The sequence below is a fragment of the Bacteroidota bacterium genome (genome assembly GCA_026391695.1).
In the GTDB taxonomy this organism is placed as follows: Bacteria; Bacteroidota; Bacteroidia; order Bacteroidales; family JAGONC01; genus JAPLDP01.
Genome location: JAPLDP010000033.1, coordinates 40833 through 57668, shown reverse-complemented (window position 1 = coordinate 57668; position 16836 = coordinate 40833). Strand labels below are relative to the sequence as shown.

The window sequence follows — 16836 nt, the reverse complement described above, 5'->3', positions numbered from 1 at the left end:
TGTAAATCTGTGGTTTCCAATATCTCAAGAAAGAACAGAATAAAGTCACGTTTATTCTAATGTTTATTCCTTATAGGTTCTATACATACAATTTTTCATTTTACATAAACCACAATCATAAGGATTATATTTCACGCGTTCCCCAATACCGATGATGCCGCTCACGGATTTAGGCGGATTCATAAAGCCATTATTGCTCAGGGTAATACCACAGAATCTTTCTGGGAAAAAAGAAAATAGTTTATATCGTTCCAGCACATTCCATCCGCAGTAACCGGGGTTATAACGATTGGTGAGATTCAAACCCTCTACCTCCATCGCTTTCTTCAAGTGAATATGGATGCTGATCATGGCCGATTCTACGATAATGGTTCCCAGGACATCCACAATATATCCTTTCAATATCTGGCCATCATTCATCAGCGACTTTGACCAGTCGGACATTCCTTTACCGGCTGTACAAAGAAAAAAAGCAACCTGTGTCGATTGTCTGATATTCTGATAGACATTTTTTTGTATATCAAACACCATATCCCTCACAGTCAGGGTATGATGTTCTTTATTTAACACGACATCATCGAAAATCAAATATCCTCCTTTTATTGAACTGTGTGAGGCAGCATCTTTTATCACATCATTAATCGTCTCAGTGATTGGCATTGGAGTAAAGCCGGGGTCATAACCCAGCATTTGTTCTATATCTGCTGTTCCAATCTGTAATTCCTCAAATGAGAATTCAAACGATTTCATCATTATAATGTTTAATGTCAATCACTTCACCAAGAAGATAATTATACTTAGCCTCAGAATCATACATATCACCCTTATGATCAGTAAACCGGTTGCTATCGACCTGAATGAACATTGGCTCGCTATTTTTGCAATACTGTGTAATTTCTTTTAGCAGGCACTAAAATAGAAAAGTTTTACATAGACCGGCATTTTTTGTTATTAACTTGACTGACCAAAACTATTAATTAACATATCTCCAAGCTTAACAGTATAGGCACTGAGTGGCAAGAATAGGAAAACTGGCTTAGTAATTAATCTCGGTCAACTGAAATAAAATTGTACTTTTGCAGTTCAAAGAAATTCCCAATGGATGAAAAACCAGGGATGAATCTTCCGGTGTTATTTAAGAAAACCGTGAAGACATATGGTCACTGCAATGCAATGGCTATCGTCGGTGAAGTTCCAAAAACCTATCAGGAGATTGACCGCCACATACGGGCATTAATAGCTTTTCTGGAGCAACTAGGCATTAATCCTGGCGACAAAGTTGCCATCCTCAGCCCGAATATGCCCAACTGGGGTATCACTTATTACGCTATTACATTCATGGGAGCTGTTGCTGTTCCTTTATTACCTGATTTTCTTCCGGGAGAAATCGAGAACATCCTAAACCATTCCGAGTCGAAGGCTATTTTTGTTTCGGAAAGTTTATCGGATAAGGTTAGCAGCATCAAGAGCGACTTTTTAAAAGACACAGTCATTATTGATGACTTTTTGGTCAAAAAATCTGAAAATTCGGGTGTTTTCTTTAATCCCGATGCCGAGCCTGCCAGAGAATACCAGGTTAAAGATGATGACCTGGCATCCATCATTTACACATCAGGCACTACCGGTAAGTCGAAAGGAGTGATGCTTTCGCATAAAAATATCTGCTTCAATGCTTTAAAAGGAAAAGTGGTTCAGCCTGTCGATGAAAACGACCGGTTTCTTTCTATCCTTCCTCTTTCCCACACTTATGAAAACACACTGGGACTTATTCTTCCGATGCTGGGCGGATCATGTATATATTACATAGGCAAATCACCCACACCGGGAGTGTTACTTCCGGCCCTGAAGATTGTTAAACCCACAGTGATGCTGACTGTACCACTCATCATCGAAAAAATATACCGGACCAAAATATTGCCTACCCTGACTAAAAGTTGGATTTCCAAAGCCTTGTATAAAATTCCCTCTGTCAGAAGGGTAATGAACCGGATTGCCGGCAAGAAACTCATGAAAACCTTTGGTGGCAAGCTGCATTTTTTTGGCATCGGCGGAGCCAAGCTTGACAGGAACGTTGAAAGTTTCCTCATCGAAGCCAGGTTTCCCTATGCTATCGGATATGGGCTGACCGAAACCTCACCTTTGCTGGCAGGTGTAAATCCCCAGACCATCAGGCTTGAGTCGACAGGTCCCGCTATCGAAGGCGTGCAGTTGAAAATTAATAATCCTGACAAACACACCGCTGAAGGTGAAATCTGGGCCAAAGGCCCGAATGTGATGATGGGCTATTTCAAGGAACCACTCCTTACCAAAGAGGTGATAACCGCTGATGGATGGTTTAAAACCGGTGACCTGGGAGTGTTTGACAAAGATGGTTACTTGTATATTAAAGGACGGATAAAAAACATCATTGTAGGCGCAAATGGTGAAAATATTTACCCTGAAGAGATTGAATCGGTCATCAACAACTTTCCGCTTGTAAATGAATCACTTGTCGTGGAAAAAAAAGGTAAACTTGTTGCCCTGGTCCATTTTAACCATGAAGAAATTGAACAGCGCTACCACCACTTGAAAAACCACGTAGAGAATTATGTGGAGCGAAAAAAAGAGGAGTCGCTGATTGAAATACGCGAATATGTTAATAAGAGGGTAAATAAATTCTCACAATTGCAAACAGTCATTGTTCAGCCCGATCCGTTCAAAAAAACTCCTACGCATAAAATCAAGCGGTTTCTTTATACCTGATTTTGCAGCCCTATTCATATTTGATCACCTCAGCCGGATTGATCCTTGCGGTAAGCTTTATCACCAATGAATAGTAATCAATAATAATCTGTGTTTCTGTGAAACCAAAAAGTAAAATCTTTATCAGGCATCAGGTTTTTTCTTTTCCATTCGAAGATCACATTATCCCCGGCCATGAAAGACTTATCGGGCTGATAAGAAAGCGAATCAATAAGAATACTCCGCTTATCTGTGATCAATGAATAATTTGCTACTTCAAGAGGTTTTTTCCAATATTTTGTGGTTGTCAGAATGTAAGTTGCATTTCTGCCATTATGCGTTTGCCGGTAGAAGATCTTCACTTTCTTAATTTCCCTGCCGGAAAAATTCAATTTAAAAAAGAATCCGGAGTCTGTCCTTTGAGCAGGTTTCAGGTATTGGTTATTCGTGAAATCGAAAATTAAAGCCGAATCCAGTTTGAAATCCCGGTCAGGATATGAAATGGGGTACCAGAAAGTCATATATTCCGGATGAGACGAAGTATTTCTGAAATAATAATCGCCGTCGACCGTAAAAAAAGTTGTATCCAGTTGAAATGTCAGGTCCTCCCTGAAGAACTCAATTTCCTGGCTTGAAACCTTCAATGACAGCTTGAAGATCAGGATAAGAATAAGTCTGAAGTGTATCTTCATATCTATCGCACAACCAGCAACTGGCCAGATTTAACAGATTTATTATCAATGGATAATGAATAAAAATAGACGCCCTGCGGGAGGCCGTGTATGTCGAATGGCAATGCTAATGACTGTTGTCTTGAAAATGTACCTGACCTGATTTTCTTACCGGAATTTTCATATAGCGTTACCAAGCCGGTAGTATAAATAACGTCATCCGGTATATTAATAAAGAAATTGGTTTCATCACGGCAGGGATTAGGCGCAGGAATTATCGATATCCGGCTAAATTCCGGGGCTGGTTCAGGCACTCCGACAATCGTATCAAGCAAATAGATATCTTGAACGACAGTTGAATCGACTTCCATATTGATTTGAATGTTATTGGTGGATAAGTAATAGAAATGACCACCAAAGGATTGAAGAATAATATGATAAGAATAATTTTTTGCGAAGATTTTCTCTGTAAAATATCCTGTTAAGGTATCAAAAGTGAGATTCTCAATCCGATCCAAACAAATAAAATCTCCACTAGTCACAACGTTCAGATTTATATCAAATAACCGTCCTTTTAAATAGCCATAAGCATCACTGGTATCATTCGGGAAACCAAGTGTGGGGCTGTTATCCTTATAATAATAAATACTCCATGAAATATAACGATAACATATTGATTGTCCAGGCAATAATACCGGTATATTAGAATCAGGGTAACCAAAATTCAATTCCCACGGAAATATCTCATAATAACCATAATATCCAAACTCGTCAATCCCCTGCACATAAGAGTATAATATCAGATTATCCTGATCGGGATCTATTACTAAAGGTTCAAAAATGTCATCCTGATCAATTACAATCAGGAACTCATAAGAATTTATCGGGAAGGGCTTGATTCTTACAATGCCTGCATTGCTTTCAATAAATAGACTATCAATGGCTCTATCAAGGCTTAATTCCTGAGGAATATATATAGATATTTCGAGCTGCCATTCACCGGATTCGTTAAAATAGAGTTCAGAAATCTTAACATCCGGGAAATAAACGATGATCGGATTGCCAAAACCGCCTTTGACGATTAAGGCAAAAATTAAAACAACCAGGAACTTTTTCATTTTATGATATATTAGGTTAATCAATATTATAAAGATAGAAAATTTTTTAGTTGCATAGCAAATACCCCTCATTTTTGAGGACGAAGAAACTGTTGTATGGAATTATATTCTGGAAGCGGGGAACTGGAGCATAATGGGAGGTGAAGAGATATCATTTCCCCTTACAGATTATTCCGGTAAAATCGTACAACTCAAATTCAGAACATGGGGGCCTACCACCGATGCATGGATTGGCCTGTATGTTTCTGATCTGAAAATATCGTCCTATTTTGATAATGACTTGTCCGCATTAAATATTGAAGGTCCTCATAATGTCAGCATTAACCAATCCGGCATATGGATCTTGACGGTAAAAAATTCCGGTTTATTACCACAATCAGGATTTTCTGTTAAATTATTCAGTGCCAGGACCAATGAAGAAGGATGAAATAGACCTCAATATGAAGCCGGGGGGATTTTATTTGGTAACTATACAGGATTAATTTTCAGTCAAAACGATGAAGGTCAGGTTATTGCGATTATTGTTTTTCTTTAGTTCTGCAAAGTCGATCGTTGCAGAAGAAGATAAGTTATCAGAAGACAGGATTTCATCTTACATCATAATCACTTTTTTATTGATAACCTGGTACTTACTCCTTAATTTCAAAACATATACTCCACTGTTTAGAAAATTGACATCCAATGTGATGTTGAAATTCTTGTTACCTTCCTTACTGATGTAAGTTTTTCCCTGTGTATCAATTAATTCGACAGAAGTGAATAAATATGGAGAAGAAATTACCAGTTTTTTTCCAGTTGGATTTGGATAAATTTTTACCTGTAAGGGATCTATTTCATCATAACCATCAACCCCATAACCCGAAACATATACAGTGCTAACAGGCTCTTCCGGATCATTGCTGTAAATAGTGATATAACCGTTATACTCTTTACCTTCTTCAGGTAAAAACCGTATATACAGAGCTATATACTGATTCCCTATAATTTCCACTCCTTTTAAAAGAGGCTTATAACTGCCATTTGCTTGTTTGATATCATATCCTTCAGGTACCGTAACAGAATCAAGAATCAGCAGATCCGTGCCCAAATTATATACTAAAAGAGAATCGATTTTGGAAACTAAAAGAGGGCAATTGTTGAAGTTTATTTCATCCGTATCGATGCTGATTTGGGGTGGAGATACAATCTGATATTCGTAGGCTCCAATATCCACACGATTATTATAGATGCGTGGATGGAAATCAAGGTCATATTCAGGAAAGTAAGGGTAAGTCGTATCCGGATCACCGCTATCAATACAAGGGGATGCAGATGACAATCTGAAATCATTGTTTGCCGGGTCTACAAGAAGAGGATCAGCATCAATATTATTCCCTGAAAATCCATAATATTTCCCGCACGAGTATGTTATAGAGGCGCCCCATTCCCACCAATATGGCCAATCATCATAAAAAACTGAATTTCTAAGAATATACCTCTCTCCGGTAATACCATCTCCTTCATAGGCAATATTTTTTGCAAACGTACAATTCATTAGGGTTGAATAAAATGCAGCTGCTCCCCCACCACCATCATAATGATAAGTACCGGTAGCTACATTATTATAAAATAGAACATTCGAAACGACAGAATAATATACAAAAACACCTCCACCACTTCCTCGAATGTTGTTGTGAAATATCGAGTTATTAAGCACTAATAATGGATCAGAGAAATCATGCGGATGCACTGAGGAATAACATGAAATCCCCCCAGCGTTAAATCTAAATAGTGAATTTGACATTCTGACATGTGCATATTCAGAAATATCCACAGCCGGTCCAGGATTTGCATATTCAAAAATGCAATGATTAAATACAGCAGTGTCAATATGACCAGGAGAGGTACCGTGAATCAGGATACCACTCCAATTCTCAAGTTCTTCCGGTGATTCCCAGGGCATAATCCCTGTAAAAGTAATCTTGTCATTCAATGAGCCTAATGCCAGGATTTTCCCATTAATAACTAAATTATACTTTCCGTCAAACTTGACCGTGCATCCAGGTTCAACGTAAAGGGTCACACCGTTGGGAACAATCACATTTCCTGTAATATATACGCATCCAGTTAGGGTGGAATCCTGTTCAATAGTACCCGATAATTCATGACAAGCATAATAGTATGATTTAACGTATACGGTCTTCAATGGGAAATCAGGATCGTTACTGTTCACATTTATATCACAGAAATAATAACCAGTATCTGGTGGATAAAATCTGACCATAACCGTATCACTTTCATTTGGTGGCAGAATATAGGCCTCAATTTCATAACCCCAACCGGTTTGACCGGCTCTTTTTATTTCAAATGGTATTTCTGATAAAACAGAAAAAATCGTAAGATTACCTTCACCAATATTCTTAATGAAAATGCTATCTATGAATGCCGTTTGTCCACCCACTGCCCTGATTACTAATGTATCCGGATAAACCATGAGCCTTCCGGAAGAGATAGGATACTGGTATTCATAAGCGCCCATATCAATATTTTGCAGGATCCGGGGCAGGCTGTCAAGATCAACAGGAGGTAGATTAAGATCGGATGTGTCGGGATTTCCTGTATTTATTGCCGGGCTATTGGATGATAAACGGTAATTTGTATCATTGACAAATAATGGATATATTCCTATCAGGTTGCCCTGCCCGGATAAATTTCCTTCCGGAAGACAGGTAATAAGTGAATAGTCTGAAATTCCTGTTCCACTCAGATCATCCCCCTCGGGGTGACTTTCTGAAAGATTTAATGCAATAATTGTATTGTCCAGGTTTAATTGCCCATTATCAACTTGCACACCTCCACCTATGCTACTTAACCGTCCGCTCATAATTTTATCATCATTACTTGAGCATCTGTTTTTTGCAATAGTACAATTAATCAGGCTGATTGTGTTATCTGCGCAGAATATCCCGCCTCCATTCCCGGATCTGGAATATGTCGGATGGCCGCCTATACCCGTTTGATTCCCAGCCATCAGACAATTGATAGCCTTAAATACACCATGGTTCGAGATGGCGCCACCATCCCCCCCATTTCCATGAACTGTTACATAGACTGCACCTCCTCCATCACCTCCCTTACCGGTAAAGTTTTCCGATAATGCTGAAAGCAATAGATTGCAAACACCGAAGTTAATTATCACTCCGCCTTTACCACCATCTTTTGCTAGTGATGAAAAATCTCCACCTGCACCACCTCCATTACCTGAAGAATTGTTACTAAAAAAACATCGCTCAATTAGTAATTCACCTGTATTGTAAACAGCCCCGCCACAACCGCCTTCTCCCCCTTCAGCATCTGAGTGATATTGTCCGTAACAATATCCGCCATGTCCTGCATTGTTAAAATTAATTGTACAATCTATCAGATGAAGATTGCCCCGGTTATATATTGCGCCTCCATTGCCACCATCACCTCCAGTATCATCAGGAGGTTGAGGAATGCCGATGCCGCCATTTCCAGCACGATTATTTGATATATCGCAATTATTCATGATGAGGTTTCCGCAATTGTAAATTCCACCGCCATCATCGCCATCTTCTCCTACCTTGCCATCACCGGTTTTATTGTATTTCACCATGCAATCCTTCATCAACAAGGTGCCGTTCGCTATATAAATACCTGCTCCTGGTTCAATATCAATATTTTCTTCTCGTGTCCGGCCATAAAGAAATTGAAGTCCCTGAAAAAAGACAGTATTGTCCGTTACTGAGTCTGAAATATTTATAATCCTGAAAAATTGTACCGTATTGATAGTGTCCCTAATAATGCAAACATCATTACCTATGATACTCAGCGATTTGTCAATCAGTAATTCCCCCGATGTCAGATATCCCGTATCAATGGATTCTGCAAATTTGATAGTATCACCATCATTTGCTGACGAGATCAGGTTTCGCAATGTACCCACTCCATTATCACCAGCGTCACTAACGAACCATATATTTTGAGTTTTTCCTGCACTATAAATGAAAGTCAAAAGAAAGAGAAATAATAATGACCTTATAGATTGTGTCATATTTTCAATATATTATTGCTTTTCTATCTTAAGAAATGATCATGATATTATCTTATGCTATTAAACTTTTTGCTGATAGGGCATTCATTTAATAATACAAAAACAAGATATTCAGTTTAATCAAATATATTATAATACAAAGCTAATAAATATATATGCAATATCGCTTAAACCACTCTCACAATGGCAAATCTCTCGTGAGGTATTCGGAATAATCCCTCACAGCAGGTTCATATTTTTCCTTGAATAACTGGGATGAAATGATAAAGTCGGCAGTGGAGCGGTTGCAAGCCGTTGGAACATTATAAAGAACTGATATTCTGAGCAATGCTTTGACATCTACCTCATGCGGATGGGGCAGCATCGGATCCCAGAAGAAGATCAGGATATCGATCTTACCTTCGGCAATCATGGCACCAAGCTGCTGGTCGCCACCAAATGGGCCGGATTTCAGCTTGATCATGCTCTCTTTCAAGGTCTGTCCCTCCCCCATTTTGGCATTCAAGGCATCTTCGACAACCTTGCCGGTGGTACCTGTGCAGATAAGCGTATGGTTTACTAGGTAATCCCAGTTCCATTCCACCCATTCAACCAGGTCTTTTTTACAGTTGTCATGTGCCACAAGGGCAATACGTTTCACAATCGTTGTTTCCTGTTCAGGCATAAGTATTGAAAGTTAATTATTGACTCGTTTGGATTTGCCTTCAATATAGGTCGTGAACTTTTCCGAATCCTGGGAAAGTTCAAATTTCACGCTCACCGTTTCTTTGTCAAGAAAGATATATGATAACCTGAAGGTCGGCATACCCTGAATCTTTTCACTCGTCAGGATAATTGCATTGTCAGGGTAAGTTATTGTATAATTTATAACGTGTCCTTCATTATCAAAATAAATAGCGTTTACCGGACTACCATTATTATCAGGGTAAATAATCATCAGGTCGTCGTGGATAATTTCAGGATTATTTTCCATTGCCGGATATTCGGAATGGTTTTTCCTGACAAGGATATTATTATCCAGGTCCGGTTTAAATGAAAATGTTCCGCCTCCCTGGCCGGGTTGACCGCTTCCCTCACCTTTCCAGTCACCAATTAATGAACTCCATTGCTTCCAGGTATCTGCCTGTGGTTGTCCATAAAGCATCATAATAATCCCGCAAAGAGCGATAGTCAATATGCACCGTGTTTTCATAAAGTTCAGCTATTTAAAAAAAAAGAAAGTTGAAAATATTGAGCAGGAATTAAAATCCCCAGGGATACTCATTTCTTTCCACGCAATATATTCCGCTCGGATTCTCAGACAAATCAACAGTAAAGTCAAGCTTTACCTGGTCATAACAATAGGGTTCCTCAACGATCACCTGATACTGTCCTATAATGATATCCGTGATCTCTATATCAAGATCATACAGGCACTCACACTCGCAGAGCGGTGCCTGCTCAAATTCCTGGATTTTTATCGTATCATTTGTTACAGTCAAAGTACAATAAATATCTTCCGGACAGCAATTAAACCCAGCATTGATATGTTTCAAAATTAATTTATTTTGCTGCAGAAAATATTCATATTCTATGCAACTTTCATTGCTATCAGCAACGGTTTGCCTGTCAGATGACGACAGAGCTTTGCAATCGGAATGAGCAACCTGAATTGTAGCATGTTCATCATTATGATCATCTTTGTGGCATCCAACAGCAAAAATTAATGGTATAATTCCGGTTAAAAGAAAATATCTCCTCTTCATGACTGAAATTTATTTATTTTATTATATAGACCAGACATGTTTTTAAAAGTTGCCTGGTAAATACTCTAAATCGATCAACAGAATTCATGAACAATGATCAATTTGATAAACAAAGTTATATAATTTTAACTGGAACTATATTCTATTGAAAAAACTCTCTGAACATACTGGATTAGAAATTCACTAAAAATTTTCAATTTCCAGCTATTATTTTATTCGTATTTTTGAGTAAAATGAAAGACAAAACCATAAAAAAATCTTTTACCCTATTTTTATAGAAAATTTAACTGTGTAAGTAAAATCTCAGATACCAAATTGAGCGAAGCGAAGCTGAGCGAAATCCCGACTCTGCCGGGATACCAAATAAATTTCAAGCACCAAATATCAAACAAGTTAATCTAACCTATCCAAAATGAAGACAACTTTTATAAAATGCAGCAGACAAACGGCGACTCTCATTTTAATCATGATTGCCTTAAATTCTCAAAGTCAGGTCCAGTTTTTATCTCATTCGGAAAAGCTGACTCCAATGAATCAGAACCGGATGACACAAGATTATATCGCATTTCCGGGGACTACCGAATATATCTTTGATGATAGCACTTCGGAAAACGGTTGGGCTGTCAATCCGGGATATATAGGCTGGATGGGCAATGAATTCCCGGTCCCACCCACTGCCACTGGTGCTATACAGTCATTTAAATTGTACTTTGTGACAAATGAAATCCATGGTAACGCGCAGGTGAGTATTGATGTCTTCGATTCGACCCGGAATCTGATAGGCTCTTCCGGTTTATTCACTCCACCAAACGATGACTGGGTGGTTGTAAATGTGAACAATATCCCGTTCACAGGTAAATTCTATGCCATGGTGAAATGGAATAATACTCTTAATAGCACAAACTGGGTAGGTTACGATGAAAATGGACCGTATACAGCTCAGGATCTCGCTTGGTACCAAGATGGTACGACCTGGCAGAAGCTATCGATGATAGCCGCCAATCCCGGTGTATTTCTTCTACGTGCCACGGCTACGTTAAATATTGGCATACCGGAACTCACAGGTGGTTCACTACTGATCTATCCGAATCCCTGTTATGATGTCATAACGATTGAAATCCCAAAAAGCGATCATTCACAAAAGACCTTTTCCATCATCAATACATTGGGGATCAAAGTGAAAACCTTTACCGGAATATCCCCGGTACAACACATCAATGTTGGTGATCTGCCCCCTGGCACATACTTAGTATATGTTGACGATAAAGAGAATCACTATTTTGGGAGATTTATTGTCCCTGATTTTTGATGCGTCAGGGTTGCCGGCGGGAGTGTATTTCTATCAACTTCAGGCAAATGGAATGATTGACACAAAGAAAATGATAGTATACAAATGAGTTTTACCACAATAGCCACAATAGGACACAATAGGGAATTATTTTTTCTATTGTGATCTATTGTGACTACTGTGGTGAATAATAAGTGTCACTGCACGAAAGAGTCAATATATTTCCTGATATTCTACCAGAAAAAAGTAGTCTGCGCAGATTTTGACGTACCAATACTATTTCCGTCGAGAAAGACTTCCGCATACACCGAGACCAGATGTCTGGTTTGGGAGGTGGAAATGTTAAGGGCAGAATAAGGCATTTCAATTTTCAGATCCTGCAAATAATATTGCCGGACTGGCACAGAAATAACAGGGGAGTATGATACGGAATTACCATTAGGCTCGCAATGGATCGTATCTCCGTGCAAACAGGGTAATGGCTTTCGGTAGCTATCCATGAACCGTACTGCTATTTTCAGCTCCCTTCCAACAGCATCTTCAAGCAGTCCGATCAAAGAAATACTCATCACCGGATTCTTACTACCTTCTGCCATGGTGTGATCAACAACAAGTTTATCCATCAGCAACCGTTCTATCCCGGGAGGAGAGATATCGGATTCCATACCATTAAAAAGATATGCAACACGGAAACAGTATACACCCTTTTTGTTGACCTCAAATGTAAAAGTTCCAAAAGGTGCATTGTCTGTGCCGGCATCATCAATACCGTCTTTGACCATGAAAGATCCGGAAGCGCTCGCTGCCGGCACTCCGTTGCCGGTATAGACAAGTGCAGCATCAACAGTTTTGCTGAGGCTGAAAAGATAGGATGTTTTCTCCCAGTAAAAGGATAAATCAGGCTTACTGGCTATACCCGTTGAGTCGCCAACAGTAAAACGTACATGCAGCCAGTCGTTGTCGCTTTGCACTTCCCTTGCATCCCGATAGCAATCCAGCAGTCCCCTGACTGTATCAATGACCGGATAGCTGAACACCTCCACGTTGATAGTCTGTCCCTCAGCCAGGTCGGTGACATCCTGATCAAACCGCCATCCGATCCTGAAAGTCTGCCTGCAATCATAACTACTCTTTGGTGTCAAATAGAGCAAAAGTTCCCCACCCTTTGAATCGAGACTTTCAACCTGGGGTCCGCCTGTTATGAGCTTATCATATACAGGTAATCCTTCAAAATCATAAATAATATCGGCAAGCGACCAGCGGGTATACTGCGTTTTTTGCTGGCCGGCACAAATCATGCAGACCATTATTACGGGCAAAAACGACATCCATATCGACTTGAATCTCATATATAATTTATTTCAGGATTTCCTGTATGCTATAAAGGCAATCATCAATGTGCCATCAGAAAAGACTAAAAATATAAAAACAAATCGCCCCGGCAATGGCAGATGCGGGTATTGTCAGAATCCAGGCAACGACCATATTCCCTGCCACCATCCACCTGACAGCTGATATTCTCTTGGAAGATCCCACACCCAGAATAGAAGAGGAAATGACATGGGTTGTACTTATGGGAGCGCCAAAAAGGGAAGCAGACATGATGACCAGAGAAGCGGAAGTTTCAGCGGCAAAACCATGAATAGGTACCATTCTAAAGATCTTATGACCCATTGTCTTGATTATTTTCCAGCCCCCGTTGGCAGTACCGATTGTCATTGCCAAGGCACAGGATATTTTTACCCATAAAGGCACCTCAAAGGCCGGAATGACGTGAAACAGGAGGAGAGCCAGAGTTATGATTCCCATCGTCTTCTGCGCATCATTATTGCCATGGCTCAAGGCCATGAAAGCGGCCGAAACGATCTGAAGCTTGCGGAACATCTTGCTAACTTTTCTTGGCTTATAGTTGTAAGTTATCCATGCCAGCATCAGCATTAAAAGGTAACCACCAATAAATCCTGCTATAGGCGACATGAAGAGCGGAATGATTATTTTATCAATGATGGTTGAATAATTTAGCGATGCCCAGCCTTTATACCCAATCGCTGCGCCAATCAGCCCACCAATCAGGGCATGTGAAGATGAGGAAGGAAGTCCGAAAAACCATGTTATCAGGTTCCAGATTATTGCCCCCACCAGTGCGGCGAGGATGAGTACCTGATTATTAGCAATCATTTCAGCATTGACAATACCTTTTCCGATGGTCGATGCAACATGCGTTCCCAGAAAAGCGCCAAGAAGATTCAACACTGCTGCCATCATTACCGCCTGTCGCGGGGACAACACCTTTGTCGATACAACTGTCGCAATGGCATTGGCACTGTCATGAACACCATTTGTGTAATCAAAAATGATGGCAATCAGAATAATTAAGACTAAAAGAATTTGAATGTCAGGCATTTTTCAAAGATATTCCCTCAATGGTATTTGCTAAAAATTCTGTACTTGCAAGGGCTTCTTCAATTCGGTCGTAAATATGTGCCCATTTGATCAGGTTCAGTAATTCCTTTGTATTTTCAGCAGGATTTTCGTAGATCTCACCAAGAGATACAAGCAACATCATATCGGCTTCAAGTTTTATCTCCTTAACTTTTTTAGTGGATTGTTCAACATCTTTTCTGGTGCTCAATGTGCCCAGCATGACAGAAATTTCTTCAAGTATTGTTTTCATCTTCTGGACCAGATCTAAAGCTCCCGGCCTGATATTCTCAAAATTATACAGACCGATCCTCGTCGCAATGGCACGTATGGAATTTAAAACGTTCTCCTGTGCCATGTTGATCGCAAAGATATCTTCCCTGTCTATAGGAGTTATAAAAGTGAGCGATAATGACTTTGCTATTTCCTTTGAAATATCATTCCCCGCCAGTTCATTTTTTATGATCTTCCCGCATTTCTCAGAGATATTGGTATAATCCCCGAATAAATCGCTTAACAGGGATGAGCTTTCTAACAGAATGTTATTCTGCTTTTTAAACAATTCAAAAAATTTAATGATCCTTGGGAAGAAACTTATAGCCATAATGCATTCATTTTTTTAAGCAAAAGTAAAAAATTTGCCATTGTATTGTTGATGACATGGAAAATCTAAGTCAAATATGAAAATGAATCCATTCCCACGATGCACAATATTCCATGCTAGCATCTAAAACAATTCCGGGTTTATTTATCAACCACTTTCCCCGAAGTCCAAGCTCCCGGGCAGATAATTCAAAATGACAGTATGCAATGCCCATATCAATCCGCTGTAGATCAACATCAGATGCTGAAACTTTGTCAGGATTTCTTCTGAAAAGATAAAAATGAAACAGGGTTCCCTGTCTGATCAATCTCCAGGGCTGGCGATTACTTGCTGAGGGAGCAAGCCGCACCATTTCAAGGACTCTTGAAAAACCCTGTGAATCATCATTTGGAAAAGGTCTGGAAAAATCTTCATCAAAAAAAAGTTCTTTCCAGGGTTTTCGGTGTTTAGAACCAGCCACTATCCTGATCAGGTTATCCCTGAAATCATAACCATCTTTACTATATCCTATAGGTGTAATGGCGGGGATAACTTCATCCTCTTTCAATGTGATGGTTTTTGCGAATTCACTTCTTCGTAATGATCCTCCAATCCAGCATGTCCCCAATCCCATTTGCGTAAAATGAAGAATCTTTGATTCCAGGATATAGCCATAATCCTCCAGGTTCATTGGATCATTTTTCTGCACTGCACCTACAATAAATCTGGAAGCGCCGCCGATAAAACCATATGTTCCAAGCCGGGCATTCTGATCCTTGTAATCATCAGTTCTGATAATACTGAAACGGGCTCTGTTAGCGAATGGGCCCGTATTATCAGTGTTAAGAATTTTAATAATATCAGCAGTTACATTATTGTCAATGTCTGTCTTTTCATATGTCCGAATGGACTTCCTTTTCTGAATGGCAACAAATACTGAAAGGTCATAATTCATCAGCAAGAAGAGTTTAAAATTCCGCCAAATTTAGATGATTTAATGAATGCTCAGCCATGGAAGAAATTAATAAAAATTTTGCAACTTGCATGCGCTTTCACTTTTAAAACAAAATGCTTTTCTGAAATACCTGTTATTATGATAATGCAGCAATCCCAGCGACTTTACTCAATTGATGCCCTCAGGGGATTCGACATGTTCTGGATCATCGGGGGCGAATATGTCATCCATTCCTTAAAGGCCTGTACGGGATGGACATGGACCATATGGTTATCGAGTCAGCTCGAACATGTTGAATGGAATGGATTCCATTTTTATGACCTGATATTCCCTTTGTTTTTATTCCTGTCGGGCATGACCATGCCCTTTTCCTTATCAAGACAACTTGAAAACGGCATTCCTAAAAGCAGGATATATCTGAAGGTTTTTCGGAGGGCATTGTTACTTGTGCTATTTGGCATCATCTATAATGGGTTATATGATCTTCATTTTTCCCAGATCCGGTTTGCCAGTGTCCTGGGACACATCGGAATAGCCTATTTTTTCGCTGCTATTATCTATCTCAATACCAATGTGAAGCGACAGATTATCTGGATCATCGGGCTATTATTGGGATATTGGGCGATTCTCAAACTCGTTCCGGTTCCAGACGTTGGTGCTGGTGTTCTGACCATCGATGGTTGCATTAATGGCTATGTCGACAGACTTTTATTACCCGGTAAGTTCTATGAAGGTATCTTCGATCCGGAAGGAATCCTTGTCAAGATACCTGCAGTGGCAACTGCACTCCTCGGTGCTGTAACAGGATCATTTGTCAAAATGACCAGGATCAAAGGACTGCATAAAACCGGATATCTGCTTCTTGCATTCATTTTTCTTTTTATGCTTGCCAGGCTATGGGATTTATGGCTTCCTATCAATAAAAAACTCTGGACGAGCTCCTTTGTTCTGTATGCCGCAGCATGGTCGGTTTTATTTTTCACTGTTTTTTACCTGATTATCGACGTTCTGGAATTCAGGAAATGGGCATTCCCATTTGTTGTCATTGGCTTGAATCCGATAACCATTTACATGGCAACATCGCTTATCGATTTTTCAATTCCTGCAAACCACATTTTTGGCGGATTGATGGCCTTTGTAAGTCAGAACTGGCAACCCGTCTTCATGGGATTGATGGTAATACTTATTGAATGGCTTCTATTGTACTTTTTATACAAGAAGAAAATCTTTCTTAAAGTTTAAGGAGGTTTTCAATCAATCATCAGGGAGTTCAAAAATAA

At 39.5% G+C, this 16836-nt stretch carries 16 protein-coding genes; 4 read left to right on the top strand and 12 right to left on the bottom strand.

Annotation, left to right across the window (positions count from 1 at the left end; genetic code table 11):
- Positions 1–63: 63 nt before the first annotated feature.
- Positions 64–750 carry a hypothetical protein gene (locus NT175_04020; protein MCX6233877.1) on the bottom strand — a complete coding sequence of 229 codons (687 nt, stop codon included), beginning with the start codon at positions 748–750 and terminating at the stop codon, positions 64–66.
- Positions 737–865, bottom strand: a complete 129-nt coding sequence (locus tag NT175_04015) for a hypothetical protein (protein MCX6233876.1) — start codon at positions 863–865, stop codon at positions 737–739. The genes NT175_04020 and NT175_04015 overlap by 14 nt, the downstream gene beginning before the upstream one ends.
- 233 nt (positions 866–1098) lie before the next feature.
- Here NT175_04015 and NT175_04010 point away from each other — a divergent pair, with 233 nt between their 5' ends.
- Positions 1099–2742, top strand: a complete 1644-nt coding sequence (locus NT175_04010) for an AMP-binding protein (protein MCX6233875.1) — start codon at positions 1099–1101, stop codon at positions 2740–2742.
- 77 nt (positions 2743–2819) lie between these two features.
- Here the strand turns inward: NT175_04010 and NT175_04005 are convergent, their stop codons facing one another.
- The gene (locus NT175_04005) at positions 2820–3413 is read right to left on the bottom strand and encodes a hypothetical protein (protein MCX6233874.1); all 594 of its coding nucleotides are present in this window, start codon (positions 3411–3413) and stop codon (positions 2820–2822) included.
- 2 nt (positions 3414–3415) lie between these two features.
- Positions 3416–4510, bottom strand: a complete 1095-nt coding sequence (locus tag NT175_04000; GenBank protein ID MCX6233873.1) for a T9SS type A sorting domain-containing protein — start codon at positions 4508–4510, stop codon at positions 3416–3418.
- A 133-nt stretch (positions 4511–4643) separates the two neighbouring features.
- Here NT175_04000 and NT175_03995 point away from each other — a divergent pair, with 133 nt between their 5' ends.
- Entirely contained in the window at positions 4644–4937 is a 294-nt protein-coding gene (locus NT175_03995) for a hypothetical protein (protein ID MCX6233872.1), read from the top strand.
- Between the two features lie 165 nt (positions 4938–5102).
- On the opposite strand, the gene NT175_03990 is transcribed toward NT175_03995, so the two are convergent.
- The 4 genes from NT175_03990 to NT175_03975 all read right to left on the bottom strand — a co-directional run bounded on the left by NT175_03990 (position 5103) and on the right by NT175_03975 (position 10309).
- Positions 5103–8564 (bottom strand): T9SS type A sorting domain-containing protein, encoded by a 3462-nt coding sequence (locus NT175_03990; protein MCX6233871.1) that lies wholly within the window; start codon positions 8562–8564, stop codon positions 5103–5105.
- Positions 8565–8742: 178 nt separating this feature from the next.
- Positions 8743–9228, bottom strand: a complete 486-nt coding sequence (locus NT175_03985; GenBank protein MCX6233870.1) for a methylglyoxal synthase — start codon at positions 9226–9228, stop codon at positions 8743–8745.
- 12 nt (positions 9229–9240) lie between these two features.
- A complete protein-coding gene (locus NT175_03980; protein ID MCX6233869.1) occupies positions 9241–9756 on the bottom strand; it encodes a hypothetical protein in 516 nt (171 codons plus the stop codon).
- Between the two features lie 49 nt (positions 9757–9805).
- On the bottom strand, positions 9806–10309 hold the full coding sequence (locus NT175_03975) for a hypothetical protein (GenBank protein MCX6233868.1): 504 nt from the start codon (positions 10307–10309) through the stop codon (positions 9806–9808).
- Positions 10310–10838: 529 nt separating this feature from the next.
- Between NT175_03975 and NT175_03970 the strand changes: the two genes are divergently transcribed.
- Positions 10839–11618, top strand: coding sequence for a T9SS type A sorting domain-containing protein (locus tag NT175_03970; GenBank protein ID MCX6233867.1), 780 nt, complete (start codon positions 10839–10841; stop codon positions 11616–11618).
- A gap of 212 nt (positions 11619–11830) precedes the next feature.
- Here the strand turns inward: NT175_03970 and NT175_03965 are convergent, their stop codons facing one another.
- From NT175_03965 to NT175_03950, 4 genes are all read right to left on the bottom strand, one after another.
- Positions 11831–12946: a hypothetical protein gene (locus tag NT175_03965; protein MCX6233866.1), complete on the bottom strand. Its 1116-nt coding sequence runs from the start codon at positions 12944–12946 to the stop codon at positions 11831–11833.
- A 55-nt stretch (positions 12947–13001) separates the two neighbouring features.
- The gene (locus tag NT175_03960; GenBank protein ID MCX6233865.1) at positions 13002–14000 is read right to left on the bottom strand and encodes an inorganic phosphate transporter; all 999 of its coding nucleotides are present in this window, start codon (positions 13998–14000) and stop codon (positions 13002–13004) included.
- Positions 13993–14622, bottom strand: a complete 630-nt coding sequence (locus tag NT175_03955; GenBank protein MCX6233864.1) for a DUF47 family protein — start codon at positions 14620–14622, stop codon at positions 13993–13995. The genes NT175_03960 and NT175_03955 overlap by 8 nt, the downstream gene beginning before the upstream one ends.
- Positions 14623–14692: 70 nt before the next feature.
- Complete coding sequence (locus NT175_03950; GenBank protein ID MCX6233863.1) at positions 14693–15556, bottom strand: nitroreductase; 864 nt, start codon at positions 15554–15556, stop codon at positions 14693–14695.
- 138 nt (positions 15557–15694) lie between these two features.
- Here NT175_03950 and NT175_03945 point away from each other — a divergent pair, with 138 nt between their 5' ends.
- The gene (locus tag NT175_03945; protein MCX6233862.1) at positions 15695–16798 is read left to right on the top strand and encodes a DUF5009 domain-containing protein; all 1104 of its coding nucleotides are present in this window, start codon (positions 15695–15697) and stop codon (positions 16796–16798) included.
- The last annotated feature ends 38 nt before the right edge of the window (positions 16799–16836 follow it).

What these genes read in the sequence shown, in the direction of transcription:
- NT175_03945 (MCX6233862.1), top strand. Translation starts at nt 15,695, where the DNA reads ATGATAATGCAGCAATCCCAGCGACTTTACTCAATTGATGCCCTCAGG.
- NT175_03995 (MCX6233872.1), top strand. Translation starts at nt 4,644, where the DNA reads ATGGGAGGTGAAGAGATATCATTTCCCCTTACAGATTATTCCGGTAAA.
- NT175_03955 (MCX6233864.1), bottom strand. Translation starts at nt 14,622, where the DNA reads ATGGCTATAAGTTTCTTCCCAAGGATCATTAAATTTTTTGAATTGTTT.
- NT175_04020 (MCX6233877.1), bottom strand. Translation starts at nt 750, where the DNA reads ATGAAATCGTTTGAATTCTCATTTGAGGAATTACAGATTGGAACAGCA.
- NT175_03980 (MCX6233869.1), bottom strand. Translation starts at nt 9,756, where the DNA reads ATGAAAACACGGTGCATATTGACTATCGCTCTTTGCGGGATTATTATG.
- NT175_04005 (MCX6233874.1), bottom strand. Translation starts at nt 3,413, where the DNA reads ATGAAGATACACTTCAGACTTATTCTTATCCTGATCTTCAAGCTGTCA.
- NT175_03975 (MCX6233868.1), bottom strand. Translation starts at nt 10,309, where the DNA reads ATGAAGAGGAGATATTTTCTTTTAACCGGAATTATACCATTAATTTTT.
- NT175_03970 (MCX6233867.1), top strand. Translation starts at nt 10,839, where the DNA reads ATGAATCAGAACCGGATGACACAAGATTATATCGCATTTCCGGGGACT.
- NT175_03985 (MCX6233870.1), bottom strand. Translation starts at nt 9,228, where the DNA reads ATGCCTGAACAGGAAACAACGATTGTGAAACGTATTGCCCTTGTGGCA.
- NT175_03950 (MCX6233863.1), bottom strand. Translation starts at nt 15,556, where the DNA reads ATGAATTATGACCTTTCAGTATTTGTTGCCATTCAGAAAAGGAAGTCC.
- NT175_03965 (MCX6233866.1), bottom strand. Translation starts at nt 12,946, where the DNA reads ATGAGATTCAAGTCGATATGGATGTCGTTTTTGCCCGTAATAATGGTC.
- NT175_04000 (MCX6233873.1), bottom strand. Translation starts at nt 4,510, where the DNA reads ATGAAAAAGTTCCTGGTTGTTTTAATTTTTGCCTTAATCGTCAAAGGC.
- NT175_03990 (MCX6233871.1), bottom strand. Translation starts at nt 8,564, where the DNA reads ATGACACAATCTATAAGGTCATTATTATTTCTCTTTCTTTTGACTTTC.
- NT175_03960 (MCX6233865.1), bottom strand. Translation starts at nt 14,000, where the DNA reads ATGCCTGACATTCAAATTCTTTTAGTCTTAATTATTCTGATTGCCATC.
- NT175_04015 (MCX6233876.1), bottom strand. Translation starts at nt 865, where the DNA reads ATGTTCATTCAGGTCGATAGCAACCGGTTTACTGATCATAAGGGTGAT.
- NT175_04010 (MCX6233875.1), top strand. Translation starts at nt 1,099, where the DNA reads ATGGATGAAAAACCAGGGATGAATCTTCCGGTGTTATTTAAGAAAACC.